Origin of the sequence: Streptomyces sp. NPDC002795 (assembly GCF_042888725.1) — a bacterium.
Classification (GTDB): domain Bacteria; phylum Actinomycetota; class Actinomycetes; order Streptomycetales; family Streptomycetaceae; genus Streptomyces.
Genome location: NZ_JBIAQB010000005.1, coordinates 417,812 through 443,367 on the forward strand (window position 1 = coordinate 417,812; position 25,556 = coordinate 443,367).

24 protein-coding genes are annotated in these 25,556 nt (G+C 70.2%); 8 read left to right on the forward strand and 16 right to left on the reverse strand.

Annotated features, from left to right (window positions below):
• Positions 1 to 3: 3 nt before the first annotated feature.
• Positions 4 to 453 carry an SgcJ/EcaC family oxidoreductase gene (locus ACFYWS_RS18010; protein WP_389276866.1) on the reverse strand — a complete coding sequence of 150 codons (450 nt, stop codon included), beginning with the start codon at positions 451 to 453 and terminating at the stop codon, positions 4 to 6.
• 91 nt (positions 454 to 544) lie between these two features.
• Here ACFYWS_RS18010 and ACFYWS_RS18015 point away from each other — a divergent pair, with 91 nt between their 5' ends.
• Positions 545 to 1,045 (forward strand): MarR family winged helix-turn-helix transcriptional regulator, encoded by a 501-nt coding sequence (locus ACFYWS_RS18015; RefSeq protein WP_389276868.1) that lies wholly within the window; start codon positions 545 to 547, stop codon positions 1,043 to 1,045.
• Positions 1,046 to 1,136: 91 nt separating this feature from the next.
• On the opposite strand, the gene ACFYWS_RS18020 is transcribed toward ACFYWS_RS18015, so the two are convergent.
• The 11 genes from ACFYWS_RS18020 to ACFYWS_RS18070 all read right to left on the reverse strand — a co-directional run bounded on the left by ACFYWS_RS18020 (position 1,137) and on the right by ACFYWS_RS18070 (position 14,731).
• A complete protein-coding gene (locus ACFYWS_RS18020; RefSeq protein WP_389276871.1) occupies positions 1,137 to 3,011 on the reverse strand; it encodes an alkyl/aryl-sulfatase in 1,875 nt (624 codons plus the stop codon).
• Between the two features lie 251 nt (positions 3,012 to 3,262).
• Positions 3,263 to 5,092: an AMP-dependent synthetase/ligase gene (locus ACFYWS_RS18025; protein ID WP_389277382.1), complete on the reverse strand. Its 1,830-nt coding sequence runs from the start codon at positions 5,090 to 5,092 to the stop codon at positions 3,263 to 3,265.
• A gap of 135 nt (positions 5,093 to 5,227) precedes the next feature.
• Positions 5,228 to 6,079 carry an enoyl-CoA hydratase/isomerase family protein gene (locus ACFYWS_RS18030; protein ID WP_389276874.1) on the reverse strand — a complete coding sequence of 284 codons (852 nt, stop codon included), beginning with the start codon at positions 6,077 to 6,079 and terminating at the stop codon, positions 5,228 to 5,230.
• Between the two features lie 130 nt (positions 6,080 to 6,209).
• The gene (locus ACFYWS_RS18035) at positions 6,210 to 7,538 is read right to left on the reverse strand and encodes an MFS transporter (protein ID WP_389276877.1); all 1,329 of its coding nucleotides are present in this window, start codon (positions 7,536 to 7,538) and stop codon (positions 6,210 to 6,212) included.
• A 300-nt stretch (positions 7,539 to 7,838) separates the two neighbouring features.
• Positions 7,839 to 9,041, reverse strand: coding sequence for a TetR/AcrR family transcriptional regulator (locus ACFYWS_RS18040; RefSeq protein WP_389276880.1), 1,203 nt, complete (start codon positions 9,039 to 9,041; stop codon positions 7,839 to 7,841).
• Between the two features lie 100 nt (positions 9,042 to 9,141).
• The gene (locus ACFYWS_RS18045) at positions 9,142 to 9,927 is read right to left on the reverse strand and encodes an SDR family NAD(P)-dependent oxidoreductase (RefSeq protein WP_389276884.1); all 786 of its coding nucleotides are present in this window, start codon (positions 9,925 to 9,927) and stop codon (positions 9,142 to 9,144) included.
• A 56-nt stretch (positions 9,928 to 9,983) separates the two neighbouring features.
• Positions 9,984 to 11,180 (reverse strand): CaiB/BaiF CoA transferase family protein, encoded by a 1,197-nt coding sequence (locus ACFYWS_RS18050; protein WP_389276887.1) that lies wholly within the window; start codon positions 11,178 to 11,180, stop codon positions 9,984 to 9,986.
• A 65-nt stretch (positions 11,181 to 11,245) separates the two neighbouring features.
• Positions 11,246 to 12,040 (reverse strand): enoyl-CoA hydratase/isomerase family protein, encoded by a 795-nt coding sequence (locus ACFYWS_RS18055; RefSeq protein ID WP_389276890.1) that lies wholly within the window; start codon positions 12,038 to 12,040, stop codon positions 11,246 to 11,248.
• A 53-nt stretch (positions 12,041 to 12,093) separates the two neighbouring features.
• Positions 12,094 to 13,284 carry an NAD(P)/FAD-dependent oxidoreductase gene (locus ACFYWS_RS18060; protein WP_389276893.1) on the reverse strand — a complete coding sequence of 397 codons (1,191 nt, stop codon included), beginning with the start codon at positions 13,282 to 13,284 and terminating at the stop codon, positions 12,094 to 12,096.
• Positions 13,284 to 13,478 (reverse strand): ferredoxin, encoded by a 195-nt coding sequence (locus tag ACFYWS_RS18065; protein ID WP_389276895.1) that lies wholly within the window; start codon positions 13,476 to 13,478, stop codon positions 13,284 to 13,286. The genes ACFYWS_RS18060 and ACFYWS_RS18065 overlap by 1 nt, the downstream gene beginning before the upstream one ends.
• 20 nt (positions 13,479 to 13,498) lie before the next feature.
• Positions 13,499 to 14,731: a cytochrome P450 gene (locus ACFYWS_RS18070; RefSeq protein WP_389276898.1), complete on the reverse strand. Its 1,233-nt coding sequence runs from the start codon at positions 14,729 to 14,731 to the stop codon at positions 13,499 to 13,501.
• A 238-nt stretch (positions 14,732 to 14,969) separates the two neighbouring features.
• Here ACFYWS_RS18070 and ACFYWS_RS18075 point away from each other — a divergent pair, with 238 nt between their 5' ends.
• Genes ACFYWS_RS18075 through ACFYWS_RS18090 form a run of 4 tightly spaced genes read left to right on the forward strand, consistent with a single transcriptional unit; the run spans position 14,970 to position 17,841 of the window.
• Positions 14,970 to 16,157: a lipid-transfer protein gene (locus tag ACFYWS_RS18075; RefSeq protein WP_389276901.1), complete on the forward strand. Its 1,188-nt coding sequence runs from the start codon at positions 14,970 to 14,972 to the stop codon at positions 16,155 to 16,157.
• 3 nt (positions 16,158 to 16,160) lie between these two features.
• On the forward strand, positions 16,161 to 16,616 hold the full coding sequence (locus tag ACFYWS_RS18080; protein ID WP_389276904.1) for a MaoC family dehydratase N-terminal domain-containing protein: 456 nt from the start codon (positions 16,161 to 16,163) through the stop codon (positions 16,614 to 16,616).
• Positions 16,616 to 17,020 carry a MaoC/PaaZ C-terminal domain-containing protein gene (locus tag ACFYWS_RS18085; RefSeq protein ID WP_389276907.1) on the forward strand — a complete coding sequence of 135 codons (405 nt, stop codon included), beginning with the start codon at positions 16,616 to 16,618 and terminating at the stop codon, positions 17,018 to 17,020. Before ACFYWS_RS18080 ends, ACFYWS_RS18085 begins: the two co-directional genes overlap by 1 nt.
• 14 nt (positions 17,021 to 17,034) lie before the next feature.
• Positions 17,035 to 17,841, forward strand: coding sequence for an SDR family NAD(P)-dependent oxidoreductase (locus ACFYWS_RS18090; protein WP_389276910.1), 807 nt, complete (start codon positions 17,035 to 17,037; stop codon positions 17,839 to 17,841).
• A gap of 75 nt (positions 17,842 to 17,916) precedes the next feature.
• Here ACFYWS_RS18090 and ACFYWS_RS18095 read toward each other — a convergent pair whose 3' ends face one another.
• Entirely contained in the window at positions 17,917 to 19,314 is a 1,398-nt protein-coding gene (locus ACFYWS_RS18095; RefSeq protein ID WP_389276913.1) for an APC family permease, read from the reverse strand.
• Between the two features lie 15 nt (positions 19,315 to 19,329).
• Positions 19,330 to 20,691: a flavin monoamine oxidase family protein gene (locus ACFYWS_RS18100; protein WP_389276916.1), complete on the reverse strand. Its 1,362-nt coding sequence runs from the start codon at positions 20,689 to 20,691 to the stop codon at positions 19,330 to 19,332.
• 193 nt (positions 20,692 to 20,884) lie between these two features.
• On the opposite strand from ACFYWS_RS18100, the gene ACFYWS_RS18105 reads away from it, so the two are divergent.
• Positions 20,885 to 21,508 carry a TetR/AcrR family transcriptional regulator gene (locus ACFYWS_RS18105; protein WP_389276919.1) on the forward strand — a complete coding sequence of 208 codons (624 nt, stop codon included), beginning with the start codon at positions 20,885 to 20,887 and terminating at the stop codon, positions 21,506 to 21,508.
• Here the strand turns inward: ACFYWS_RS18105 and ACFYWS_RS18110 are convergent.
• The gene (locus ACFYWS_RS18110) at positions 21,472 to 22,065 is read right to left on the reverse strand and encodes an acyl-CoA thioesterase (protein ID WP_389276922.1); all 594 of its coding nucleotides are present in this window, start codon (positions 22,063 to 22,065) and stop codon (positions 21,472 to 21,474) included. The two genes, ACFYWS_RS18105 and ACFYWS_RS18110, sit on opposite strands and share 37 nt — an antisense overlap.
• A 19-nt stretch (positions 22,066 to 22,084) precedes the next feature.
• Positions 22,085 to 23,251 carry a thiolase family protein gene (locus ACFYWS_RS18115; RefSeq protein ID WP_389276925.1) on the reverse strand — a complete coding sequence of 389 codons (1,167 nt, stop codon included), beginning with the start codon at positions 23,249 to 23,251 and terminating at the stop codon, positions 22,085 to 22,087.
• A 410-nt stretch (positions 23,252 to 23,661) separates the two neighbouring features.
• Here ACFYWS_RS18115 and ACFYWS_RS18120 point away from each other — a divergent pair, with 410 nt between their 5' ends.
• Positions 23,662 to 24,528 (forward strand): acyl-CoA thioesterase, encoded by an 867-nt coding sequence (locus ACFYWS_RS18120; protein WP_389276928.1) that lies wholly within the window; start codon positions 23,662 to 23,664, stop codon positions 24,526 to 24,528.
• Positions 24,529 to 24,652: 124 nt separating this feature from the next.
• Positions 24,653 to 25,555 carry an SDR family oxidoreductase gene (locus tag ACFYWS_RS18125; RefSeq protein ID WP_389276931.1) on the forward strand — a complete coding sequence of 301 codons (903 nt, stop codon included), beginning with the start codon at positions 24,653 to 24,655 and terminating at the stop codon, positions 25,553 to 25,555.
• The last annotated feature ends 1 nt before the right edge of the window (position 25,556 follow it).

The following is a 25,556-nucleotide window of genomic DNA, read 5'->3' on the forward strand; positions in this document are numbered from 1 at the left end:
CGGTCAATTCTGGGATGCCGGGACGAGAGCGGGCGCGACCTTGAAGGAGATGGCCTCCATCAGCGGCTTGCGCTTGGTGTTGTGAAAGGCCGCGATGCGCCACTGGCCGTCCGGCTCCCGGACCAGGGTGTATGTCTGGACCTTGGTCAGTTTCCTTGGCCTGCTGCCCTTGTAACTGTCGCCGCGGCCGGTGATCACGGCGGTGTCCGGACCGTAGAAGCGGATGTCCAGGATCTCGTCGGCGAGCTGCGTGCCCTTGAGGAATTTGGCGAACAGCGTGCGGTGGCTGTCGATGATGTCGCGGCGGCCCTGGTAGTACGTGCCGACGAAGGTGACGTAGGTGGCGTCCTGCGTGAACTGCGCACCGTACGCGTCGGCGTCGTGGCGACGCCAGGCGTCGACGAGCGAGTCGATCACTGTAGTGACGGCATTCCGGTCGTCCGTGGTGGGCATGGAATCCTCCAGGTAGTTACACTGGTGCAGATATTGCAGATAGACATTATCTGCATACGTGCAGCTAATTACGCAAGGGGCACCCAGGGACATGACAGACCCGACGCCGGCAGACGAACACGTGGTCTTCCGTCAGTACCTCGACGCTGTGGGACTCCACGGCATGGCCGGGGCGGAGGCGGTGGGGCTCAGTGCCTCGGAGTGGTATGCGCTCAGCCAGATCGCTTTGGAAGGCACGCTCACCTCGGGAGAACTGGCCGCACGTACCGGTCTCACTACCGGGGCGACCACTCGCCTGATCGACCGCCTGGAGCGAGCCGGATTCGTCCGCCGGGCTGCCGATCCGAACGACCGGCGCAAGGTCATCGTCGAGCCGGTGGCCGACTCCCTCGACCAGATCGAGAAGCTGGTCGGGCCTGCCCGGCGCCAGATCGCCGAGGTTCTCGGCCGATACAGGCCGGACCAACGCGCCGTTCTCTTCGACTACTTCGCTCACGCCGCCCCGGCCTTCCGTGCGGCCACCGAGGAGATCCGGGACGCAGCAGCACACGGTCGTCAGCGCAAGGGAGGCGCGGCGGCCCGCCGCCCATGAGGGTGGCGGGCAGGCTAGTCGGAACCGGCAGGTATCAGATGGACTTGGCGGTCACTTCGGCTCGGCGCACGCCAGCAGAAGGGGAAGGATGTCATGGCAGCGCGACCGCGAAGGTGGCAATCGGCTGCTCCAGCAGCGACTCGAAGGTGGCCAGGGCCCCGACGTCACCGACCAGTTCGAGGGCGCCGACGGCGACGGAATCGGTGAACGAGGATCGCCCCGACACGATCCGGTCGAGCGCGCTGCGGGCCAGCCGGAGCGTCACTTGCGGCTTCTCGCCGTCGGGCGCGTCCCCGTGCAACGGGGTGAGGACACCGTTGCACAGAAGCAGCGTCCACGTGTCGTCCGGGCCGGTGAACTCCCAGCGCAGGAGCAGACGTTGGGCCGCTGCGCGCGGGCCGTCCACGCACACGGCCAGGCTCTTGAACACCTGCGCGGTCGTGAGCGCGGAGATCATGTCGACGCTCCCGAGGGAGAAGCCGGGGCGCGGCCGGCTCTGTTCCTTCGCCCGCAGCTCCTGGGCTCCGGTGAGATAGAAATTGCGCCAGGTGCCGTTCTCCTGGGCGTAGGCCAACTGCTGGTAGGTCGTGGCCAGGAGCTCACGAGCCTCCGTGTGTGCGGGGTCGGCGAAGACGACGTGGCTGACCACCTCGGCGACCCAGCGCAAGTCGCCCTCCTCGTACGAGACCCGCGCCTTGGCGAGTACTGCGTCGGCGCCGCCCATGTACGCCAAGTACCGCTTGGCCTGTTCAATCGGCGGGTGCTGCCACAGGTGGGCCGGGTTGCCGTCGAACCACCCCATGTAGCGCTGGTAGACGGCCTTGACGTTGTGGCTGAGGGATCCGTAATAGCCGCGCACGCTCCAGGCGCGGCCGAGTTCGCCCGGGAACTCTGTGAGTTCCTCGGCGATCTCCGCTCCAGTGAGTCCGCGGTTCATGAGGCGGACGGTTTGGTCGTGGAGGTAGGCGTAGGCGTCACGCTGTTCCGTGAGGAACCGGTGGATGTTGTCGCGGCCCCAGGTCGGCCAGTGGTGGGAGCCGATGAGGATCTCCGCCTCACCGAAGAGCTGGAGCGACTCGGTGAGGGAGGCCGCCCAGGCGTGAGCGTCGCGCACCAGGGCGCCGCGCAGGGTGAGGACGTTGTGCAGGGTGTGGCTGGCGTTTTCGGCGATCAGCAGGACCTTGTGGTCAGGGAAGAAGAAGTTCATCTCGCTGGGCGCCTCGGTGTCGGGCGTGACCTGGAAGACGAACGGCACTCCGTCGAAGACGAGTCGCTGTCCGGTGTGCTCCACTGTGACCGTAGGCGGGATGAGGCCGAAGGTGCCCTGGGACATTCCCTGGGCGAGTCCGAATCCGACCATGCCCTCGGGCCCGGCGGGCAGCGTCGCGCCGTACATGTAGGCGGCGCGGCGACGCATGGCCGGGCCGGCGAAGACGTTCTCGCCGACAGCGTGTTCCATGAACGCGGCGGGTGCCACGATCGCGCACTCCCCCGCGCCGACCGCGTCCGGATCGGTGACGCCATAAACGCCGCCGAAGTGGTCGCCGTGGCTGTGGGTGTAGACGACGGCCTTGACCGAGCGGCCACCGCGGTGTCGCCGGTACAGCCCGAGAGCTGTCTCGGCGGTCTCCTTCGAACAGAGCGGGTCGACGACCACCACACCGGTGTCGCCCTCGACCAGCGTCATGTTGGAACCGTCCAGGCCACGTACCTGGTACATCCCGGGTACGACTTCGAACAGCCCCTGCAGTGTGTTCAGTTGCCCGATGCGCCACAGACTCGGATGGACCGTGCTCGGGCGGTCCTGCGCCAGGAAGGCCCAGCGGTCGTTGTCCCAGACCGGCCTGCCCCTGCTGTTGCGGACCACGCATGGGTCCAGCGACTCGACCAGCCCACGGGTGGCGTCGGCGAAGTCGTCGCGCTCGTCCGGGCCGAGTCCCGTCGAAGTGGGGTCAGCGCGGTTCATGTGTTCCCTCCTACTGGGCGGGCGTCATGGGATTGTGGGCGGCAGCGACCCACTCGGGGTCGAGGAACTGCCGCTATCCGGCAGCTCGTTCCGCCGAGCAGAGCGGTCACTCCAGCAGAGCAAAGGCGCACGACGGCCGTGCTCGCGGGCGGAAGGCCGGACCGAGGGCGGTCGTCGGACGCGCGGCTGCGGGGCTCTTTGGTGCGATGTGTCGGCTCCTGATGGCGCAGGAGCCGCCGTGGAACCCGAAGCTACCGGGCCACGACGATGTCGCGCTGCTCGGGGCGCGCGTACAGGGCCTCGATCTCCTTGGCGTACTTCTCGGTGACAACCTTGCGCCGCACCTTCATGGTGGCCGTCAGTTCGTCGCCGTTGGCCTCCCAGAAGACGGGCAGGACGGTGAAGTTCCGGACCTGCTCCACGCGGGCGAGCCGGCTGTTGCCGCGGGCGACGCCGTCCGCGACGGCGGCACGGACCTCGGGGTGCCGGGCCAGCTCCTCGGGGCCGATTTCGGTGAGGCCTTGCGCGGCGGCAAAGGCACGCGCCTCCTCGGGGTCGAGGGTGATGAGGGCGGTGACGTGGGGGCGGGTGTCGCCGATCGCGACGATGGATCCGATCAGCGGGCAGGCGAGCTTGACGGAGTTCTCGATGTGGGAGGGCGCCATGTTCTTGCCGGACGAGTTGATGATCACGTCCTTCTTGCGGTCCACGATGCGCACGTATCCCTCGGCATCGATGGTGGCGACGTCGCCGGTGTGCAGCCAGCCGTCGGCGTCGACCGCCTCAGCCGTCTTCTCGGGTTCGTTGCGGTAGCCGCGCATGACACCCGGGCTGCGCAGCAGGAGTTCACCGTCGTCGGCGATCCGCACCTGGACTCCGTGGCGGGCCCGGCCGACGGTGCCGGGGCGTCGGGCGCCCGGCATGTTGGCCAGACCGGCGGCCGCGGTCTCGGTCATGCCCCAGACCTCGCACAGCGGAACGCCGAGCGCCATGAAGAACTCCAGGGCCTCCGGGGCGATCGGGGCCCCGCCCGACGTGGTGACCCACATCTTGTCGAGTCCGAACTCCTCCCGGATCGGGCCGAGTACGTATGTGTCTGCATGGGCCAGCCGCTGCCGGTCCGCCAAGGGCAGCTCCACGCCGGTCACTTCCGCGCGAGCGCCGGCGGTGCCCAGTCGGAAGGCCTCGTCGAACTCGGTGCGGGCCCTTTCGGTCCTGGCCTCGATCGCCTGCTCGATCCGCGCCTTGATCTTGTACCAGATCATGGGGACGCCCATGAATCCGGTCGGATGCACCTCGCGCAGCACCTCTGTGACGGTCTTGCCGTCGCGCACGGTGGTGACGGCGGATCCGGTCGCGATGGGGCCGTAGTGGGCGGACCAGCGGTTGGCGAGGTTGGCGTCGGGGAGGTAGGACACCATGCTGCCGCGCAGGTCGGTGCTCGCGGTGATCTCCTCCTGGGCAGTCATGTTGCTGCTGAGGGAGAAGAGCAGGTTGCCGTGGGTCAGTTCCACGCCCTTGGGGGCGCCGGTGGTGCCCGAGGTGAAGATGAGGGTGAGCAGGTCGTCGTGTGTCACCGCCTGCCATGCGGCGTCGAAGTCGAAGCCGGGGTGCTCGCGACCTTCGAGCGCGTCGAGACCGATGACTTCGTCCGCCTCGGCATCGACGCACACGACGGTGCCCACGCCGGCTTGCCGGCCCGCGTCGAGGACCTTGTCGAGGAACTGCTCCTCGCAGACGATGAGTTGGTTCTCCGCGACGGAGAAGAGATACGCGATCTGGTCGGCCGGATACGTGTTGTAGATCGAGAACGTCGCGGCACCGAGGTGCATCGCGGCCGCGTCGACCAGGTGGAACTCGGGGCGGTTGGTGAGCATCAGCGCCACCGTGCTGCCACGGCCCACGCCCAGTGCGGCGAGGCCGGCCGCGATGCGGCGGACGCGGGCGTCGTACTGGCTCCAGGTCAGGCTCACGGCGCCGTCCGACGAGCGCAGGGCGGGCGCGTCGGGGCCGGCTGCGACCGTGGCCTGGAAGACGTGGCACAGGCTCGCCGCCTCGGCGACCTGTGCGGGCGACATCATGTCGGTCACGTTCTGTTCTCTCCGTTCGATGGACGTCCGGCGAATGGCCGCCCGGTCGATGGATGTCTTGTCGATGGCCGCCCTGACGATGGGTGACCCGTCTATGGCTGTCCGGTCGATGGCCGTCCGGCGCGGTCAGGCGGACGTCTTGGTCAGGGCTTCGTCGGCTGCGGCCCGCTGGGCAGCCTTGGCGGCCTTGGCCTCCGCGTGGGCTTTGCGGAAGGCGTCGACGGCGCGCTGGTGGTCGCCCGACGCGAAGCACTCCTTCTCGGTGGCGAGGGCCGCGTCGAGAGTGAGGTTGGCGGTGTCGAGCCAGATCCGGTTCAGCGCCTGCTTGGTGCCCTGGATCGCCCGGACCGTGGTGCCGGCCAGGCGGGCGGCGAGGGCCTGCGCCTCGTCGAGGAGCAGTTCCGGCTCGACGACGCGGTTCACGAGGCCGATCCGCTCCGCCTCAGCGGCGTCGAGCTTGTCGCCGGTGAGCAGGTACTCCTTGGCCCGCGCCATTCCGACGAGCCAGGGCCAGGCGACCAGGCCGCCGTCGCCCGCGACGACGCCCACGGTCACGTGCGGGTCGGAGATGACGGCGGTGCGGGACATGAGGGTGATGTCGCAGAGCAGCGCCAGGGTCGCCCCGAGGCCGACGGCCGGGCCGTTGATCGCCGCGATGACCGGCTGCGGAACCTCCAGCAAGTCGGTGACGATCTTGCGGGCGTCCTTGAAGAAGGCGTCGAGCACCGGACCGGCCCCCGGCCGGGGGCCCTTGAGGACATTGCCTCCCGCGGAGAACGCCTTGCCCCGTCCGGTGAGCACCACGGCCCGTACGTCGTCGTCCTTGCGGATCTGCGCGAAGACCCGGGCCAGCTCGCTGTGCAGCGGGATGTGGATCGCGTTGTAGTCGTCGGGGCGGTTGAGTTCCACCGTGAGGACGTGTCCGTCCTGGTGCAAGGCGAGGTGTTCGTAGTCGCGGTAGCGCTCGGTGCCGTTCATGCTGTCCTCTTCCAGGGAGCGGGCCAAGCCGATCACTCACGACAGACAGTCGAATTTCAGTGAACTTGTTGCGTCTTCAGGCTTGGCGTTGTGAGCTTCAACTTCTCTACGCACCCTAATGACGGTTAACCTACGCGTCAACGGTCGCTTGCTCCCGACCGGAGGCCGACGCGTAGGCCGCCACGTCCCTTGCGGGCCTGATCAGCCAGATCGCGACCAGCGCCGCGACCAGGAGCAGGCCGCCGAGCCCGGCGAAACCCGTCCGGTAGCCGCCCAGCGGATCCGACGCGCCGTTCACCAAGCCGCCGAGGACCAGGGGCGCGACGACGCCTCCCAGGCTGTAGCAACTGACCATCACGCCCATGACGGTGCCGCGCTGCGCGGCGGGAGTGACGTCGGAGACGAGCGCCCAGGCCACGCCCTGCGCGCCCACGCACAAACTGGCGCCGACCACGAGGACGAGGATCTGCAGCGGCCCGCGGTCGAGGGACGGCCAGGCGATCGTGCACAGCCCGGCCACCGCGACCAGTACGCAGGACAGCACTCCACGGGAGGCGCGAACTCCCGCTCCCCGCAGGGTCATCGCACGGGAGACGGCGCCGAAGAAGATCATGAGCACGCCGCCGCTTCCGTAGGTCAGCGCCACCAGCCACCCAGTGGTGGTCGCGTCGTACCCGAGCCCCTGACGCAGGGCGAGCGGCAGCCAGCTGACCTTGACCGCGACGCTCGCGTACGTAGCGAAGAAGAGCACGGTGAGCCCGATGACGGTGCCGGACGTCAGCAGCCGCCGATAGGGCACGCGCTCCGGGAGTTCAGCGAAGGTTCCTTCCGCGCGTCCGGCCCCCTCGGGGCCGCCGCGTCCGATGAACAGCCAGACGACGACCCACACGAGTCCCGCGACGGCCGTCACGGCGAACGCCGCGTGCCAGTCGAAACGCGCTACCACCGCGGTGATCACCGGAGCGGCGACCAGGGGCCCGAAGGAGGCACCGGCGACGACGAACGACGTGGGCAGCGCGCGCCGGGCAGCGGGGAACCAACTGTGCGCCACACCAAGGGCCATGGCGGCCGACGGCCCCTCCGCGAACCCCAGCAGCATGCGGCTGACCAGGAGAACGGTGAAGCTGGTGCTCCACACCATCGGCAGCAGGCAGAGCACCCACAGCAGGGCGATCCCGCCAAGCAGCCAGCGGGCGGGGACCCGGCCGACGAGGAAGCCGCCGACGATGGCCCCAGCCGCGTACAGCCAGAAGAAGCCGCTCTGCACGACGCCGAACTCGCTCGCGTCGATGTCGAGGTCGCGGAGCAGGTCGACGCCGACGAGACCGACGACGGCCTTGTCCGCGTAGTTCAGGAGCATGAAGGCCAGGAGCAGCGCCACCATGAGCCAGGCCCGACGCCCGGCGGGCGGACGGCGGGTCTCGGTGGAGGCAGTCAGAGGTAGGGATTCGGCAGCCATGGACGACCTTCTTCGGTGGAGGCAGGTCGTGGGTCGAGGGGACACCCACACGGAATCCGCGGCTTCGGTCGTCGCTGAGATGCGCGTCACAGACCGGCCGCTGCCCAGGCAGTGAACCACCACACGAAGACCGAGACAACACTTCTGTCTATCTGCCGATAACTTGCAGACATTTGGCCTACTGGAATGTGGCTGTGACTTCCGATTTACCAGTCACTTGTCGGCCCAGGACGGCAGGCATGGCAACGGGCCCGGCCTTCACCGGGAAGGACCGGGCCCGTTGGTGGGTCTTCGGTGGCGTCAGTCCGCCGGAGGCGCGTCGACGGGGAGGCCGAGCACCGTGCGGCCGAGGGCGACGATGTCCTGGCGCCTGGCACGACTCGTCCAGATCTCGTCCACCTGACTGAGCGTCGTCACCACGCTGTGCGCCGTGTGCACCAGCAACTCGGCCTCGGCGGCAGAGAGTTCGGGCCGGTGACCGGAGAGCAGCGCCGTCCACTCGGCCACATAGTCGTGCTGCATCCGGCGGACGGCCTGCCGGTCCTCGGCCGGTACGTTCACGATCTCGTGGAGCAGGGCTCTCATGGCGTCACCGTGCTGAATGCTGATCCGTACGAAGGAGTACAGGGCCGCGTCGAGTGCCTGCCCGGGTTCCTCCGCGTACTCCAGGGCTGCCGAGAGGTCGAAGAGCATCGCCTCCAGACACCGCGTCAGCGCTGCCACGAGGATGGCCGGCTTGCCCGAGAAGTGGTGGTAGAGGCTGGGTCCGGCCATGCCGGCCGCGGCCGCCGCGATGTCCTCCATCCCGACCGCCTCGTAACCGCGCTCGGCGAACAGCCTGGTGGCGGCGACCAGGACCGCCTCGCGCCGTGAGACCGGCAGCAGCCGCCCGCGCGGCACCGGCCGTCCGCCGTCCGCCGCGCCGTCGCCGGATTCCAGTCCCCGGAACTCGCACAGGAGGACGGCCAGATCGGTCATCATCGGCCGGGCCCGCGCCGGATCGACCTTGCCCGCGTGCTGGCTCATGGCGGCGAACACGGCGATGATCGCGCGCAGCAGTACTTCGACGGCGCCTGCCGTCAGATCCGGGCGGGAGGCGGCGATCGCGGTGCGCAGCGGCTCTATCGTCGCGACATAGCGCGCCCGCAGTTCCTGTCGCTGCTCCGGCGGCAGGTGGGCCAGTTCGCGTTCCCACAGCACGCCTGTGTGCCGTCGCTCCAGGGTGCCCGCGGCGACGGCGTCGAGCAGTTCGCGCAGGTCGGCGTACTCTCCGTGGAACGACTCGGTGTTCTTGTCGATCGCGTCGGCGAGGGTGGCGTGCAGCAGTTCCTGCTTGCCGCGGAAGTGGCGGTAGACGGCGGGGCCGGAGATGCCGACCGCCTCGGCGATGTCGGAGATGCCGACGTTGTGGAAGCCGGACGCGCGGAACTGTTCGGAGGCGGCAGCGATGATCTGCTGCTTGCGGTCCCGGGGGCGCGTGCTCCTCGGCCGGGCTTCGGTCATCGGGTTCGCAACTCCACTGTTCAGTTCCCTGCGTCGGAAACCCGATGGTATCGGCCCGGCCTGCCGGTCGTTCCGTCGACCGGGCCGTCGTGCGTGCGTGTCAGCGGTACAGGTGCAGGATGTGTCCCGACATGAACTGCGACTGCGGCGTGGCCAGATAGCGGACCGCGTTGGCCACGTCCGTCTCGGTGCCGACCCGCGACATCAACTCCTCGGCGCGCGGGGCGTCCCGTTCGGCGATCTCCCGGGCCCGCATCCGCAGTCGGCCCGTCGCAACGGGTCCGGGCGCCACGCAGTTGGCGCGGACCTGCTGCCCGGCGAGGTCGGCCGCGAGATAGCGGGTGTAGTGCATGACCGCCGCCTTACTGACCCCGTAGTGGGTGTAGGAGCCCGTCTCGTTGGGCTGGACGCCGGTCACCGAGCCCATGGTGACGATGGCGGGCCGGTCCGCGCCGAGCATGGCGGGCAGGGCGGCCTGCACCGTCGTGATGGTGCCGAAGAGGTTGCGGTGCATGACCTCGTCGAGCTGCTCCAGGTCGATAGCCGAACCCCGGTTGCTGTCCAACGGGCCCGAACCGCCACCCGCGTTGCAGACCAGGGCGTTCAGGCCGCCCCACTCGCGGGTGATGCGTGCGACGACCTCCTCCAGGGCCGGCGCGTCGAGGGTCGAGGCCTCGGCGGAGATCACTCTGGCGCCCTCGGACTCCAGCTCCGCCGTGACGGGCTGCTTCTGGTCGTCGTCGTAAGCCTGGTAGCCGTCGAAGTCGATGTCGACGACGGCCACATCGTGGCCGTCGCGTGCGAGGTCCAGTGCGACGGCGCGGCCGATGCCGCGTGCGGCGCCGGTGACCAGCGCGGTCCTTCTCCTGCTGTGGGGCTCCTGCATGGGATCTCCCGGGATGCGTGGGTGGGTGTGGCCGGGCGGGGGTTCGCCGGGCCGGGTCAGCGGACGATGCCCTCGGCGCGCAGCCGGGCGATGGCCTGCGGGCCGTAACCGGCCCGGGCGAGGACCTCGTCGGTGTGGGCGCCGACGACCGGAGCGGGCCCCGGGTCGGCGGCGGGTGTGCCCGAGAAGCGGGGTACGGGTGCGGGCTCGATGCCGCCGTCCGCACCGGTACGGAACGTGCCACGGGCCGTGTTGTGGGGGTGCTCGGGCGCCTCGGCCAGCGAGAGCACCGGGCTCACACAGGCGCCCCGCCCCTCGAAGACCTTCGCCCACTCGTCTCGGCTGCGCCCGGCGAAGACGTCCGTGAGCGTCCCGCGCATGGCGGGCCACGCCGCACGGTCGTACTGGTCCGCGAAGGCCGGGTCACCGTCGAGGGCGAGGACCTCGACCAGGGCGGCGTACGAGCGCCGGTCACCGATGCCGAGAGCCACGTGCCGGTCGTCGGAGCAGCGGTACACGCCGTACCAGGGGCAGCCCCCGTCGATGGTGTTGGCCGCGCGCTCGTCGCGCCAGCGCCCCTGGGCGAGGAAGCCGTGGACCATGGCAAGGAGTGAGGCCGAGCCGTCGGACATGGCGGCGTCGACGACCTGGCCGGCGCCCCTGGCGCGGGCGGTGACCAGGGCGCTGACGACACCGAAGGCGAGCAGCAGGCCGCCGCCGCCCATGTCGCCGAGCAGGTTGAGCGGGACGGTCGGGGTGTCGGCCGGTCCGATGGCGTGCAGTGCGCCGGTGAGGGCGATGAAGTTGATGTCGTGTCCGGGCTCCTGGGCCAGCGGCCCGTCCTGGCCCCAGCCCGTCATGCGGCCGTAGACGAGTGCGGGGTTGCGGGCGAGCAGCGTATCGGGCCCGACGCCGAGGCGTTCGGCCACGCCGGGGCGGAAGCCTTCGATCACGATGTCCGTGTCGGCGGCGAGGGCCCGCACGATCCCGGTGCTGTCCGGGTGTTTGAGGTCGAGGGTGAGGGATCGCCGGCCGCGGTGCAGGACTGGTGCGGGGTTGTCCAGGCCGGCGTCCTGCGGCCGGTCGACGCGGATCACGTGCGCGCCGAGGTCGCCGAGCAGCATGCCCGCGTACGGTGCGGGGCCGATGCCGCCGAGTTCCAGGACACGGACGCCGGTCAGCGGTCCGGCGGTGTGTGATTCACCAGTGTGTGATCCGGCGGTGTCATGTCCCGTCCGGGTCGGGGAGTTCATGGATACGGTTCCTCGTTCCGTGGGGCCCGGTCCCCGCCAGTCGTCGGCGGGCGGAAGTCGGGTGGTCAGGCGGTCGCCCCGAACCGCGGGGCACGCTTCTCGATGAACGCCGCGCGCGCCTCCTCGGCGTCGGGCGACGCGGCGCACGACGCGTACGTCTCGGCCTCCAGCGGCAGGTAGTCGCCCAGCGACAGCGTCTGCGCCGCCTGGAGGTTGCGCCGGGTCGAGGCGACCGCGTGCGGGGACAGCGCCGCCAGCCGCAGCGCGGTGTCACGGACCTTCGCGGTCAACTCCTCAGGCGGCAGCACCTCGTTGACCAGGCCCCAGTCGGCGATCTCACGGCCCCTCAGTTTCGGGGAGAGCAGCATGAGTTCCTTGGCTTTGGTGGGTCCGACCAGCCTGGTCAGGTGCCAGCAGGAGCCGAGGTCGCCAGCGAAGGCGACTTTGACGAACGCGGTGCTCATGACGGCGCTCGTGTCGGCGTACCGGAAGTCGCATCCCATCGCGAAGGAGAGGTGCGCGCCCGCGCAGCCACCGCGGATCTCCGCGATCGTCGGGGTGTTCATGTCGTACATGAAGTGAACGAGACGCGTGTAGTGCAGCAGCGCTGTGCGGCCCTTGAGGTGGTCGCCCGGCGGATACGGGGGCGGTGCGGTGTCGGCGTTGTCCCGGCCGACGCCCCAGTGGGCCCCCGTACTCGTGAGGACGACCGCGCGGACCGCCGGATCGTTCTCCGCGCGTTCCAGTGAGTCGAGCAGGCCGTCGGCCATCTCGACGGTGAAGGAGTTCCGGCGCTCGGGGCGGTTCATCGCGATGGTGGCGACGCCGTCGGTGACGGTGAGGACGACGGTGTCCGTCATGGTGTGTCTCTCTGTTCGAAGGACGCGGGCACACGGCCGGGGCACGGGGATGCTCAGGCGTGCGCTACCGCGGGGCGCGGCCAGGGCTCGCGCTCCAGGACCTGGGCCCGCAGGGCGCGGGCCTGGCGGGGCATGTTCCAGGTGACGGCGGCGGTGGTCCTGCCGTCCTGTGCGTAGACCGCGGCGAAGGGGCCTTGGTCCGGGTCGCCGTCCACGACGGTGAAGTCGGCGTCGGCGGACGGGCGTCCGTATGCCTGGATCTTCACGTCGTACTGGTCGGTCCAGAAGTACGGCACGGGGGCGAACGGTTGACGTCGGCCGAGCAGGGTGCGGGCGGCCGCCATGCCCTGCTCCGTGGCGTTCATCCGGTGCTCCACGCGGATCCGGCCGTGGTCGGGGTGGAGCCAGGAAGCGACGTCGCCCGCCGCCACGATGCCCGGCGCTGCCTCGCAGAACGCGTCGCAGAGCAGCCCGTCGCCGACCGGCAGTCCGCTGTCGCGCAGCCAGTCGACCGCGGGCACGGAGCCGATCGCCACCAGGACCACCTCGGCGGCGAGCTCCGAGCCGTCACCGAGGCGGACTCCGGCGACCCGGCCCCGGTTCTCGCTGAAGCCGACGACTCCGGTGTCGCAGCGCACGTCGACGCCGTGGGCCGTGTGCAGCGCGGCCACGCGGGCGGCGACCGCGCTCCCCAACTGCCGCACCATGGGCGCTTCGAGGGGGTCGACGAGGGAGACGGAGCAGCCGAGTTCACGTGCTACGGCCGCGGCCTCGGCGCCGAGGAAACCTGCCCCGACGACCGTCACGGAGCCCGCGGAGCGCAGGGCGTCGCGCAGCGCCAGGGCGTCGTCCAGATCGCGCAGTACGTGCACACCGGTGAGGTCGTGGGCGAACGGGAGGCGGCGCGGGCGCACCCCGGTGGCGACGACGAGTCCGTCGAAGGCGACCCGGGAACCGTCCGCCAGAGCGACGGTGCGCCCGGCGACGTCCAGGCCGACGGCCTCGCGGCCGAGCAGCCACTCGGCGTCCAGGTCGTCGAGCGCCGCGGAGGTGCGGAGCGCGAGCCGCTCCGGTTCCCACTCCCCCTTGAGGACCTGCTTCGACAGGGGCGGCCGATCGTAGGGCAGGTACCGCTCCTCGCCGATGAGGGTCAGCCGTCCGGTGTACCCCTCGCGCCGCAGGGTCTCGGCCGCGGTCAGGCCGGCCGCCGAGGCACCGACCACGACGACCTCGGACAGCGTCATCAGCCGTCCACCTCGATGGCCAGCGCGGGGCACAGGAGCGCCGCCTCGCGGACCGAGGCGTGCAGCTCGGGTCCGGGGTCGTCGACGAGCAGGAAGGCCACGCCGTCCTCGTCGCGCTGGTCGAAGACGTCGGGCGACGCGACCACGCACTGCCCTCCGCCGACGCACTTGCCCTCGTCGATGTGGATCTTCATGAGCAGGGGTCCTCTCGGTGTTACCAGGTCACCAGGAGCGAGTGCGCTCCGTAGATCGACATGTCGTTCTTGAAATCGATGTCGCTCAGCGGCTGGGCGAGCGCCAGGGTGGGGATGCGCCGGAAGAGCGTGCCGAAGACGACCTGCAGCTCCACGCGGGCCAGTTGCTGCCCCAGGCACTGGTGCACGCCGAAGCTGAAGGCGAGGTGGTGGCGGGCGGGACGGGTGATGTCCAGGTCGTCCGCCGGGAGCGTGCCGTCGGTCTCGAACGCCGCGGCGTCCCGGTTGGCGGCATCGATCGCGCAGACGATGCCCTCGCCCTTGCGGATGAGCTGCCCGCCGATCTCCATGTCCGCCCCGGCCACGCGCCGCAACCCGCTGTGCACGACGGTCAGATAGCGCAGCAGTTCCTCGACGGTGTCGGCGATCAGCGCCGGGTCGTCTGCGGTCCGCACCTTCTCCAGCTGTTCCGGGTGGGTCAGCAGGGCCGCCGTACCCAGCGCGATCATGTTCGCGGAGGTCTCGTGGCCGGCCGTGAGCAGCAGGAGCGCCATCTTGGCGAGCTCGTCGCGTGAGCGGATGCCGGGCTTCAACTGCTCCTGTGCCAGGCGGCTCAGCAGGTCGTCGGCGGGTTCGGTGACCTTCTTCTCGAGCAACCCGCCGAGCAGTTCCAGCAGTTGATCGGTGGCGGCGACGGTGTCCTCAGGGGTGGAGGAGCGGTCGACGAACGCCGTGGTGAGGCGGTGGAAGCCGGCCTGCTCGCTGAACGGGACACCGAGCAGCTCGCAGATCATCAGCGAGGGCACGGGAAGGGCGAACGCCTCCACGAGGTCGACCGGCTTCGGCCCGGCCAGCATGTCGTCGATGAGCGTGTCGGTGATCCCCTGGATGCGGTCGCTGAGCGCCTGCATCCGGCGCGCGGTGAAGTCCCGGGCGAGAACGCGTCGGGGCTCGTCGTGCTCGACGGGCCCGTCGCTGTTGAAGAAGCTCTTCGCGCGCTGGCGGCGGGCCTGAATCGCGGCCGACTGGTGCGGGAAATCCGGGTTGTCCGTGTCGGAGCTGATCGCGGGGTGGCTGAGCACCGCGCGGATGTCCTCGTGGCGGGTGACGAGCCATGGCTCACCGCCGTTCCAGATGCGGACCCGGGTGACGGGCCCGCTCTCCTGGACGCCGCGGAGGGCCGGCGGCGGATCGAAGGGGCAGCGGGCATCGCGTTCCATCGGGAACGCGGGAGCCGCGGGGGTGTCGGCCATGGGATCTCCCTGGAGTCACGAGCGGAGCACCGCCCCTCTCGATCACTACCTACGTTCGAACCATAATTAACTTAATGCTGTGGATGTCAACCCCTTCAAGGGTCACCCGCCCCTGCGGGGTCAAGCCCATCTAATGACAAATCACATGTGACACCCCCTCCAGACCCGCCGACCCCTTGACGCGGACACCCTCGCGAGCTGAAAGTTAACAGCGATTAGACACGATCGAGGAGGTCTCGTGAGTCGCAGAGTGCTGGTGGCGGGCGTCGGCATGGCGTCGTTCGCCAAGCCGAGCGTCGCCAAGTCGTACGATGAATTGGGGGCAGATGCCGTCAGATCGGCGCTCCAGGACGCCGGTCTCCCGTACGCCGGGATCCAGCAGGTGTACGCGGGCTATGTGTACGGCGATTCGACCTGTGGACAACGGGTGGTCTACCGCTTCGGCAAGACCCGGGTGCCCGTACTCAACGTCAACAACAACTGCGCCTCGGGCTCCTCCGCACTGTGGCTGGCCCGCCAGGCGGTCGAGAGCGGAGCGGTCGACTGCGCCCTCGCCGTCGGCTTCGAGCAGATGCCGCCCGGCGCGCTCGGCGCCAAGTGGGCCGACCGGCCGGCCCCGTTGACCGACTTCGCGAGCGCGCTCGGCGACCTCTACGCCGTCGATCCCGAACTGCCGATGACACCGCAGTACTTCGCCGCCGCCGGGGCGGAGTACATGGACCGGTACGGGATGGCCCCCGAGACCTTCGCGAAGGTCTCGGTCAAGGCACGCGCCCACGCCGCGAACAATCCGAACGCCGTCTTCCGCGACCCCGTCACGCTCGACGACGTACTCGGTTCACCCACCGTCGCCGGCATGCTGACCAGGTTCCAGTGCTGCCCGCCCACCTGCGGCGCTGCGGCTGCGATCGTCTGCTCGCAGGAGTTCGCCCGCGCCCACGGCCTGCGCTCCGACGTCGCGATCGCCGCTCAGAGCCTGCAGTCCGACGCGGATGACCTCTTCGACAAGAAGAGCGCCATGTCCCTGGTCGGCACGGACGTCACGCGCGCCGCGGCCACCGAGGTGTACGAGAAGGCCGGGGTCGACCCGCGCGACATCAAGGTCGTCGAACTGCACGACTGCTTCACCGTCAACGAGGTCCTGTCCTACGAGGGCCTGGGCCTGTGCGAGGAGGGCGGCGCGGAGGAGTTCATCCTCGCCGGCGAGCACACCTACGGAGGGCGTGTCGTCACCAATCCCTCGGGCGGCCTGCTCTCCAAGGGCCACCCGCTGGGCGCGACGGGCCTGGCGCAGACCGCCGAGATCACCTGGCAACTGCGCGGTGAGGCGGGCGCACGCCAGGTCGAGAACGTCTTGCTGGGCCTCCAGCACAACCTCGGTCTCGGCACTGCCGGAGTCGTCACCCTCTTCGAGAAGGTCTCCTGATCCATGCCCATCGACCGCACCATCATCGGTAGCCGTACACCCGCGTTCTCCACCGTCGCCGAACGCGGCAGGCTGCGCTTCTTCGCCGACGCCACCGGGCAGGAGGACCCGGTCTACAGCGACGTGGACGCCGCCGAGGCGTCCGGCCACCGCGATCTGCCGATACCGCCGACCTTCCTTTTCTGCCTGGAGATGGACGACCCGGACCGGGGCTCGTTCCTCACCGGGCTGGGCATCGACATGCGCACGATCCTGCACGGGGGCCAGCGGTTCGACTTCCACGCGCAGGCGTACGCCGGGGACGCACTGACGTTCAGCACCGAGGTCAAGGACGTGTACGCGAAGAAGGGCGGCGCGCTGGAGTTCATCGTCCGCGCCACCCACGTGACCCGGGACGACACACCGATCGCGACCCTGACCAGCACCATCGTCGTGCGCGACCCGAAGGCGGGCCAGTGATGACCACCCTGACGCCGGGCGCCACGCTCACCCTGGAGTGCCCGCGGATCACCCGTACCACGCTCGCGCTGTACGCGGGCGCCTCGGGAGACCACAACCCCGTGCACATCGACATCGACGCCTGCCGGGCCGTCGGCATCGACGACGTCTTCGCCCACGGCATGCTCTCCATGGCGTACCTGGGACGCCTGTTGACCGAAGCGGTGCCGCAGGAACGCATCGCCTCGTATGACGTGCGCTTCACGTCGATCACCCCGGTCAACGCCACCCCCACCTGCACCGGCACGGTCACCCGGGTCGAGGACGGCCTCGCCCACCTCGACCTCATCGTGTCCCTGCCCGACGGCACCGTGACCCTCCGGGGCTCCGCCGTCCTCACCACCGACGTCCCCACCACCGACTGAGAAGGAACCACAGCATGGGAACCCTGGACGGCAAGGTCGCCCTCGTCTCCGGATCCGGCCGCGGCATCGGCCGCGAGGTCGCCCTCAAACTCGCCTCCGCAGGCGCGGCGGTCGTCATCAACGACCTCGACAAGGAGCCCGCCGAGGAGACCGTCGCGGACATCGAGGCCGCCGGCGGCAAGGCCGTCGCCTGCGTCGGCTCGGTCGTCGACGAGGACTTCGCCACGCGGTTCGTGAACACCGCCGTCGACTCCTTCGGCGGGCTCGACATCATCGTCAACAACGCCGGTTACACCTGGGACACCGTCATCCAGAAGATGTCGGACGAGCAGTGGGACGCGATCCTCGACGTGCATCTCAAGGCGCCGTTCCGGATCCTGCGCGCCGCCCAGCCGTACATCAAGGCGAACCCGACCGAGTACCACCGCAAGGTCGTCAACGTCTCGTCGGTCTCGGGCGTCTACGGCAACCCTGGACAGATCAACTACGCCTCCGCCAAGGCGGGCGTCATCGGCCTGACCAAGACCATGGCCAAGGAGTGGGGCCGCTACAAGGTCAATGTCAACGCCGTGGCCTTCGGCTTCATCCTCACCCGCATGACCGAGGCCGTCGCGACGGACGGGGACACCACGGTCGAGATCGAGGGGCGCCGGATCAAGGTCGGCGTCAGCCAGGCGGCGATGGACTCGGTCAAGCGCACCAACCCCCTGGGCAGGCCGGGCACTCCGGCCGAGGCGGCCGGCGCGGTCTACCTGTTCTGCACCCAGGACTCGAACTACGTCTCCGGACAGGTGCTGACCGTCGACGCAGGCAGCCGCTGACACAGGGAACCACGCCCGACGGCCCGCCTCCTCGTCGAAGGGGCGGACCGTCGGGACGTGCCCCTCAGCGTGGGGCTAGGACGCGGAACGGTCCGCGCGGAGCCGCAGGACGCGTCCGAGGCCGGCGCACACGGCGACCGGGATCAGCAGGGGCAGCGAGTTGACCACCGGGGAGTCGGTGCCGGTCAGATCGGCGTAGTGGACGATGACCAGCACGATCGCCCCGCCCAGTCCGCACAGGGCGAGGACGGGCGCGAGCGCGGTGCGCCACCAGTGACGTCCGGCGGGATCACGGGCGAAGAAGATCGTCACGGCCAGCGAGGTGGCCGCCAGCAGGACCATGATCCCGACGGTGCCCAGGGTGATCAGGCTGATGCCCACGGTGGTGTAGGGATCCAGGCCGGCGACGACGGAACCGGCGATCACCACCACGGCGAGCAGGCTCTGTACGGCGCTCGCACGGTGGGGCGAGTGGTACCGGGGATGGGTGGCCCCCAGGGAGCGGGGCAGCAGGCCCTCGCGGCCCAGGGCGTGGAGGTAGCGGCTGGTGGCGTTGTGGAGAGCCACGACGGAGGCCAGCACACTGGTGAGCATGAGCAGGGCCATGACCCCGGCGACCCACTCGGCCGTGTACCGGACGGTGAGGTGGAAGACCAGATCTCCCAGCTCCTGCGCGGCCCGCTCACGGACCTGGTCGGGGCCAACGCCTCCGACCGCGATCCAGCTGGTCAGACCGTAGAAGAGGGTGACGATGCCGACGGCCCAGTACGCGGCGAGGGCCACCGCCCTGCGGGGGTCTCGCGCCTCCTGCGCATACAGCGCCGCGGACTCGATCCCGGCGAACGAGGTGAAGGCGAAGGAGAGCGCGACGCCGAGCCCCGCGCCCAGGGCGACGCGGGGCTCGAAGGAGACGGCAGGCAGCGCCGCGATCCCCTTGTGCGCGACGACTCCGGCGTCCATCACGAACAGCACGGCGACCTCGGCGATCATGAGGACGCCCAACACCCTTGCGGAGAGGTCGATCTGACGGCGTCCCAGGAAGGCCGTGAGCGCGATCCCCGCGGCGGTGTACCAGTGCCAGCTCGGGCCGCCCAGCACGAGGTGGGTGAAGTAGCCGAGGGCCGCGAACAGGCCGATGGTCAGAGCGTTGTACGACAGGACCGCGACGTAGGCGGCCGCGGCGCCCGGCATCCGTCCGAGGCCGACGCGGATGTACGCGTACAGCGCGCCCGCGTCGGTGATCCGGCGGCTCATCGCGGCGTATCCGGCGACGAAGCAGAACATGATCAGCCCGGCGATGACGTAGGCGGCGGGAACGCCGGCGCCGGTGCCGAGGGCGAAGCCGTAGGGCACGCTGCCGACCATCGCGGCCAGGGGCGCCGTCGCGGCGATGATGAAGAAGGTGATCCTGGGCGCCGTGAGGGTGCCTCTGACGGGCGGCGCCTCGACGTGCGAGGTGGAGGTGTCCGGCATGGCGGGGTCTCCCTGTCAGCGGGTGTCGGCGGTGAAGGCGGTGTGGATCTCGTCGGCGGCCCGGTGGCCCGAGCGCACAGCGCCGTCCATGTAGCCGTTCCAGACGGCCGCGGTCTCGGCCCCGGCCCAGTGCACGAGGCCGACCGGCTCGCGCAGCTGCGGACCGTACGCCGTCCAGACGCCCGCGCCGAGCCGGCCGCCGTAGCAGCCACGGCTGAACTCCTCGGCGCTCCAGTCGAGTTCGAGGTACTCGAGCGGCTCCCCGGCCTCCGGCCCGAAGTAGTCCACCAGGCACTCCAGAGCGGCGGCGCGGCGCTCCCGCGGGCTCAGCGCGCCGAAGCGGCGGGCGTGGGTGCCCTCGAAGAAGCCGACCAGCACGCCGTACCCGGCCCCCTCGGGGGTGTTGTCGGCGACGGCGGACAGCGGACGGTCGGGGGCGGAGACCAGGCCGCTGAAGCCGGCCGCGCGCCAGAACGGCCGGCCGTAGCGGACGTTGACCTTGATGACCGAGCCCATCGGCACCTGCTGGGTGAGCTGGTCGCGCAGAGCGGGCATGGCCGGGGCGTAACGCAGGCGTCCGGCCAGGGTCGGGGGCAGGGCGACCACCACCCGACGGGCCGACACCTCGCCGTGGTCGTGACGGACCACGACGCCCTGGTCCCCCTGCTCGATCGTGTGCACGGGAGACGAGAGCCGGACGGCGTCCCCGAGCGTCGTCGCCAGCGCCTCGGCGATCAGATGGGCGCCGCCGGCGACGCGGCGGTCCTGGGCGCAGCCCTCCAGGCCGAGCAGCGTGTCGAGCGTTCCGCCGGAGGCGGTGTAGAAAAGGAAGTGGAGCAGCGACATCTCGCTCGCCTCGGCGGCGAAGACGCCGGGCACGACGAACCGCCAGAAGGCGAGGGCCCCTTCGTCACGGGTGGCGGCCCGTAGATGGCCGTGGAGGGTGATCGCGTCCCATTCGGCGGCGTCCGGCGCGGCCCACGGCTCGTTCAGGTCCAGCGTGGCGGCCATCTTCTCGAGTTCCGTCTTAGTGCGGAGGAACTCGGCGGCCGACTCCGGTGCGAGCCGAGCCTCGCCCTTGCCGTACCGGCGGACCTCGCCTTCCCAGGTGAAGACGTGGTCGCCGGTCCCGTACTGCGGATAGGTCCGCAGGCCGTGGGTTTCGCAGAGTGCGAGCACCGCGTCCTGGGTCGGCCCCAGCCACTGGCCGCCCATCTCGATGGTCCGCCCGTCGGCCAGCACCCCTCCTGCCGTCCGGCCGCCCACCCGGTCCCGCGCCTCCAGGACGACGACCCGATGGCCGTGGTCCACCAGGTCCGCCGCGGCGGTCAGGCCGGCCAGCCCCGCACCGACGACAACAACGTCACAACGTTCCATGGTCAAACTCCTCGTGAGATCGAGAGAAATCCAGGGGGAACCGCGGGGGTCCGCAGGCAGGAGGGAGTCCGCAGAAGAAGAGGGACGGACCAATTTTCGGTCGGACGTCCGACTTTCGAGAGACTGGCACGACTCCGTTCCACCCGACAAGAGGTGTGCCGGATAATCTGCGACGACGGAGGGAAGACGGCCTGTGACGACGGTGTACGTGAAGGCGGAGGAGCGACGACGACAACTGGTCGCCGCGGCGCGGCTGGTGCTCGCACGCTCGGGGGTGGCGGGCAGCACGCTGCGCGCCGTCGCCACCGAGGCGGGGGTCGCGCTGGGAACGGTGCACTACGCCTTCCCGAGCAAGGAGCAGCTTTTGCGCGCGGTGCTTGAGGATGTCGTCGAGGAGATCTCCACCGTGGTCCGCGAGGCATCGGACACCGCGGACCACCTTCAGGGCGCCGTCCTCGGAGCCGCCCGGACGGTCTGGTCCCGGGTGGCTGAGGCCGAGCCCGAGGAACAGCTGATGCAGTACGAGCTCTCGCTGTGGGCCCTACGGACGGAGGGCATGGCGGAACTGGCACAGTGGCAGTACGAGCGCTATCTGGACCTGCTGGACGAGCACTGGCGGCGGGCGGCCGCGCGCACGGGCGTCACCCTGTCCGTCCCCGCCCGCCAACTCGCCCGCCTGCAACTCGCCGCGCTCGACGGCCTGTTGCTCCAGCACCTCACCTCGCGCGATCTCGACCGGACCCTGGCCGACGTCGAAGCACTGCTCCTCCAGCTGGTCCGCTACGCCGATCCGCGGCCGGCCGCGACGGGGCCGTGATGTTCCCGGCCCGGGGCGAGACCGACCCGGCCGCGGAAGACGGGCCGCGGACCGGTGTACCGGCCGAGGACCTCCCGGGCCGCTCCGTCCATGGGCCACGGCCGGCCGGTGCCGGAGGCCAGCAGGACGGCGCCGGACTCGGCCACGACGGCGGGATCGTCGTATCCGTCCTCGAAGATGGCGGCGGCCAGCGCCAGACTGCTGCTCCCCAGCACGGGGACCCACAGCCGCACCAGGAGCGAGCGGACAGGGGGCCGGACCTCCCGGCGATACTCGACGACGTGCTGGCCGATGACCAGCCGGGCACGACCGCCGAGCACGTCCAGGATGCCGCCCCCTCGCCCCGCGGGGCCCGGTCCGAGGAGCCGACTGCGCGCCTCGTCGAGCAGACGCAGGTGGGCGACGTTGTTCACGTGTCCGTCGGGTCCAAGGTCGGAAACCCGGACGTCCAGACGGACGGCGAGTCCGGTGGGCGCCATATCGCTCACCGGAAGGCTTCCTGACCGGTCAACAGCGCGGCGGGCCTCGTACTCCTCGGTGTGGACGGCGCGCTTCATCGGGTGCCTCCCCTCGGTGCTACAGCAGTTCCAGGACCGTGGCGTTGGCCATGCCGCCGCCCTCGCACATCGACTGGAGGCCGTAGCGGATGCCGTTGTCCCGCATGTGGTGGACGAGCGTGGTCATGATGCGGGCGCCGGAGCCGCCGATCGGATGTCCGATGGCCATGGCGCCTCCGTTGGGGTTCATCCGTGCAGGATCGGCGCCGGTCTCGCGCAGCCAGGCGAGGGTCACGGAGGCGAAGGCCTCGTTGATCTCGTAGACACCGATGTCGTCGAGGGGCAGGCCGGCCTTCTTCAGCGCCTTGGCGGTCGCCGGGATCGGCCCCTTGAGCATGGTCACCGGATCGGTGCCGGTGACCACCGCGGTGTGGATGCGTGCCATCGGGGCCCAGCCGCGGGCCTTCGCGTACTCGCTGGTGGTGATCAGCAGCGCTCCGGTGCCGTCGGAGATCTGGGAGGCGTTGCCGGCGGTGATGGAGCCGCCTTCCTGGAAGGCAGGCTTCAATGCGGCCAGCTTCTCCAGCGTGGACCCGCGGCGTACCCCTTCGTCGGTGTCGAAGACGCGCTCCGTACCGTCGGGGTCCATGACGGTGATCGGCGCGATCTGCCCCTTGAAGCGGCCCTCGTCGATGGTGCGGGCGGCCCGAGCATGGGAGTCCAGGCCGTGCTGGTCCAGCTCGGTCCGGGTGATGCCGTACTCGTCGGCGATCATTTGGGCGCCTACGCCCTGGTGGAAGCGGACGCCGTCGTAGCGCTCCCACACGTCCGGGCCGTGCGGCTCGCCGTACCTGCCGTCGAGGGCGGTCAGGCTCGGCGGGACGGCGCTCATCATCTCCACGCCGCCGGCGACCGCCACGTCGTACTGCCCCGACACGACACCCATCGCGGCGAAGTGGACGGCCTGCTGGGAGGAACCGCACTGCCGGTCAATGGTGACTCCGGGCACGGATTCCGGCCAGCCGGCGGCCAGTACGGCGGACCGGCCGATGCAGCCGGTCTGCATGCCGACCGGGGCCGCACAGCCCCAGATGACGTCGTCGACGTCGACCGGGTCGAGGCCGGTGCGCTCAGCCAGCGCCTTGAGGACGTGGGCGGACAGCGAGGCCGAGTGCAGCCTCGCCAGCGCCCCTCCCCGCTTTCCTACGGCGGTACGGACGGCGTCAACGATCACTGCGTCTCGCATGGTTGCTCCTTGCTGGAGGTGAGGGGGACCACGGAGAAGCTAAGTTAATTACAATTAGCCCTTGTGTCTACGGGGTGAGGGGTGCGCCATTCACGAAAGTCGACGGACCAACAGGCGTGAGCCATGCCGTCGAACGGCGCGACACCCCCCGAACAATACGTCAATCAACACCAAGGAAAACCATTCCCACCTGGTCTTTTACCGATCACTTCACGCCCGTGTGACTACCGAACCACACACCAAGCCACCCCACAGGCCACCGTCCACCTCTCAACGCCAGGGGGTAGACAGTTACCCTATTGGCAATTAACTTAATGGCGTCCGGGTAGCACCATCCCCGGCGAGCGAAGGGTCTGTGAACCGTGTACCTGACCGGGTCTCCCCCCAGTGGAGGCGAGTCCTCCGACACCATGCCGACGTACGCCTCGCGCGCTCTCGTCGACTTCCTCAGCCTCGATCCAGCGGATGCTCCGGACGTCTTCCTCGGGCGGTGCCACGCCGGGGTCCCCCGGCAGGCGTTCGGCGGCCAGGTCGTCGCGCAGGCGCTGGCCGCCGCGGGGCGCACGGTCGAGCCCGACCGGCCGGCGCACTCCCTGCACGGCTACTTCCTGCGCGGTGCGAAACCGACCGAGCCCGTCGCGTACCGGGTCGAGCGGCTGCGCGACGGCCGGCGGTACAGCTCCCGGCGGGTCACGGCCACCCAGGACGGCACGATCGTGTTCACGCTGTCCGCGTCCTTCAAGTACCCGGAGAAGGACGAGCCGGAGCGCCGGCCGGTCATGCCGGACGTGCCGCCGCCCGAGGAGGTGCCGGACGCCTTCGAGCAGTGGGCGCGGCACGACCCGGTGCGGCATCGCGAGGCGGGCCATGCGCAGGTGGTGTCGATGCGCGTCGTCGCGGACCCGCCGGACCAGACCAGCGCGAACGGCCAGAGCGTCTGGTTCCGTCCGCACCGGCCACTGCCCGATGATTCGCTGCTGCACTTCTGCGCCCTGACCTACGTCTCGGACCTCACGCTGGGGTCGACCTCGGCGTTGGACTTCGAGACCCTCTACCCCCTGCGGCGAGGACCGTCACAGGCGGTCCTGGCCTCTGTCGACCACGCGCTCTGGTTCCACCGTCCGTTCCGCGCGGACGACTGGCTGCTCTTCACCCAGCGCAGCCCCTCCGCGAGCGACGGACGCGGGTTCAACACCGGCGAGTTCTGGACCCGGGACGGCGAGCTGATCGCCTCCGTGGCGCAGGAGACCGTCCTGCGCCGCGTCGAGCCCCGCTGACACCGGCTCCGCCACACCCTCTTGCCGGACGCCACCAACACCCGCCCGCCGAGCGGGCCTTCCCCCACCACAGATCGCGGCCAGGGACTCCCCGCGCCCCGGCCCCGTACGAAAGCGAGCACTCATGGGACAGCTGGACGGACGCACCGCGGTAATCACCGGGGCCGGTGGCGGTCTCGGCCGTGAGCACGCGCTGCTGCTCGCCGCCGAGGGCGCGAACGTCGTCGTCAACGACCTGCACGGCGCCGCGGCGGTGGTCGAGGAGATCACTGCAGCGGGCGGCGAGGCCGTGGCCGTCGAGGGCAGCGTCGCGGACCTGAAGGTCGGTCGTCGGCTGGTGTCCGCCGCGGTCGATTCCTTCGGCGACCTGCACATCGTGGTGAACAACGCGGGCGTCGTCCGCGACGCCATGCTCTGGAACATGACGGAGGACGACTTCGACCTGGTCCTCGACGTCCACCTCAAGGGAGCGTTCTCGGTCTCCCAGGCCGCCGCCCGGCACTGGCGGGCACGCGCCAAGGAGGGGGCGGCCGCCGACCGGTCGATCGTCAACACCACCTCCTCCGCCGGTCTGCACGGCAACGTCGGTCAGTGGAACTACGCGGCGGCCAAGGCGGGCCTCACCGCCCAGACACTCACCGCCGCCCTGGAGCTGGGGCGTTACGGCGTGCGCGCCAACGCCATCGCGCCGATGGCCCGTACGTCCATGCTCGCCGGCAACCCGGGCTTCAGCGCCGCGGTCGCCGCGCCCGAGCGGGAGGACCTCCTGGACCGCTACCACCCCAAGCACGTCGCTCCGCTGGTCGGCTATCTCGCCACCGCCGACTGCCCGTTCACCGGTCAGGTCTTCTCGGTGACCGGCGGCCACGTCGGCCTGTACACAGGCTGGTCGCTCACCCACCAGATCGACGCCGACCGGCAGTGGACCGTGCGGGAACTGGCCGACGAGTTGGGCGCCGACTCCTTCCCCAAGTCGCTCCCGGTGCGCCGCCAGCGGCTCGTCCCCGTCGAGGGCACCGGTCGGTGAC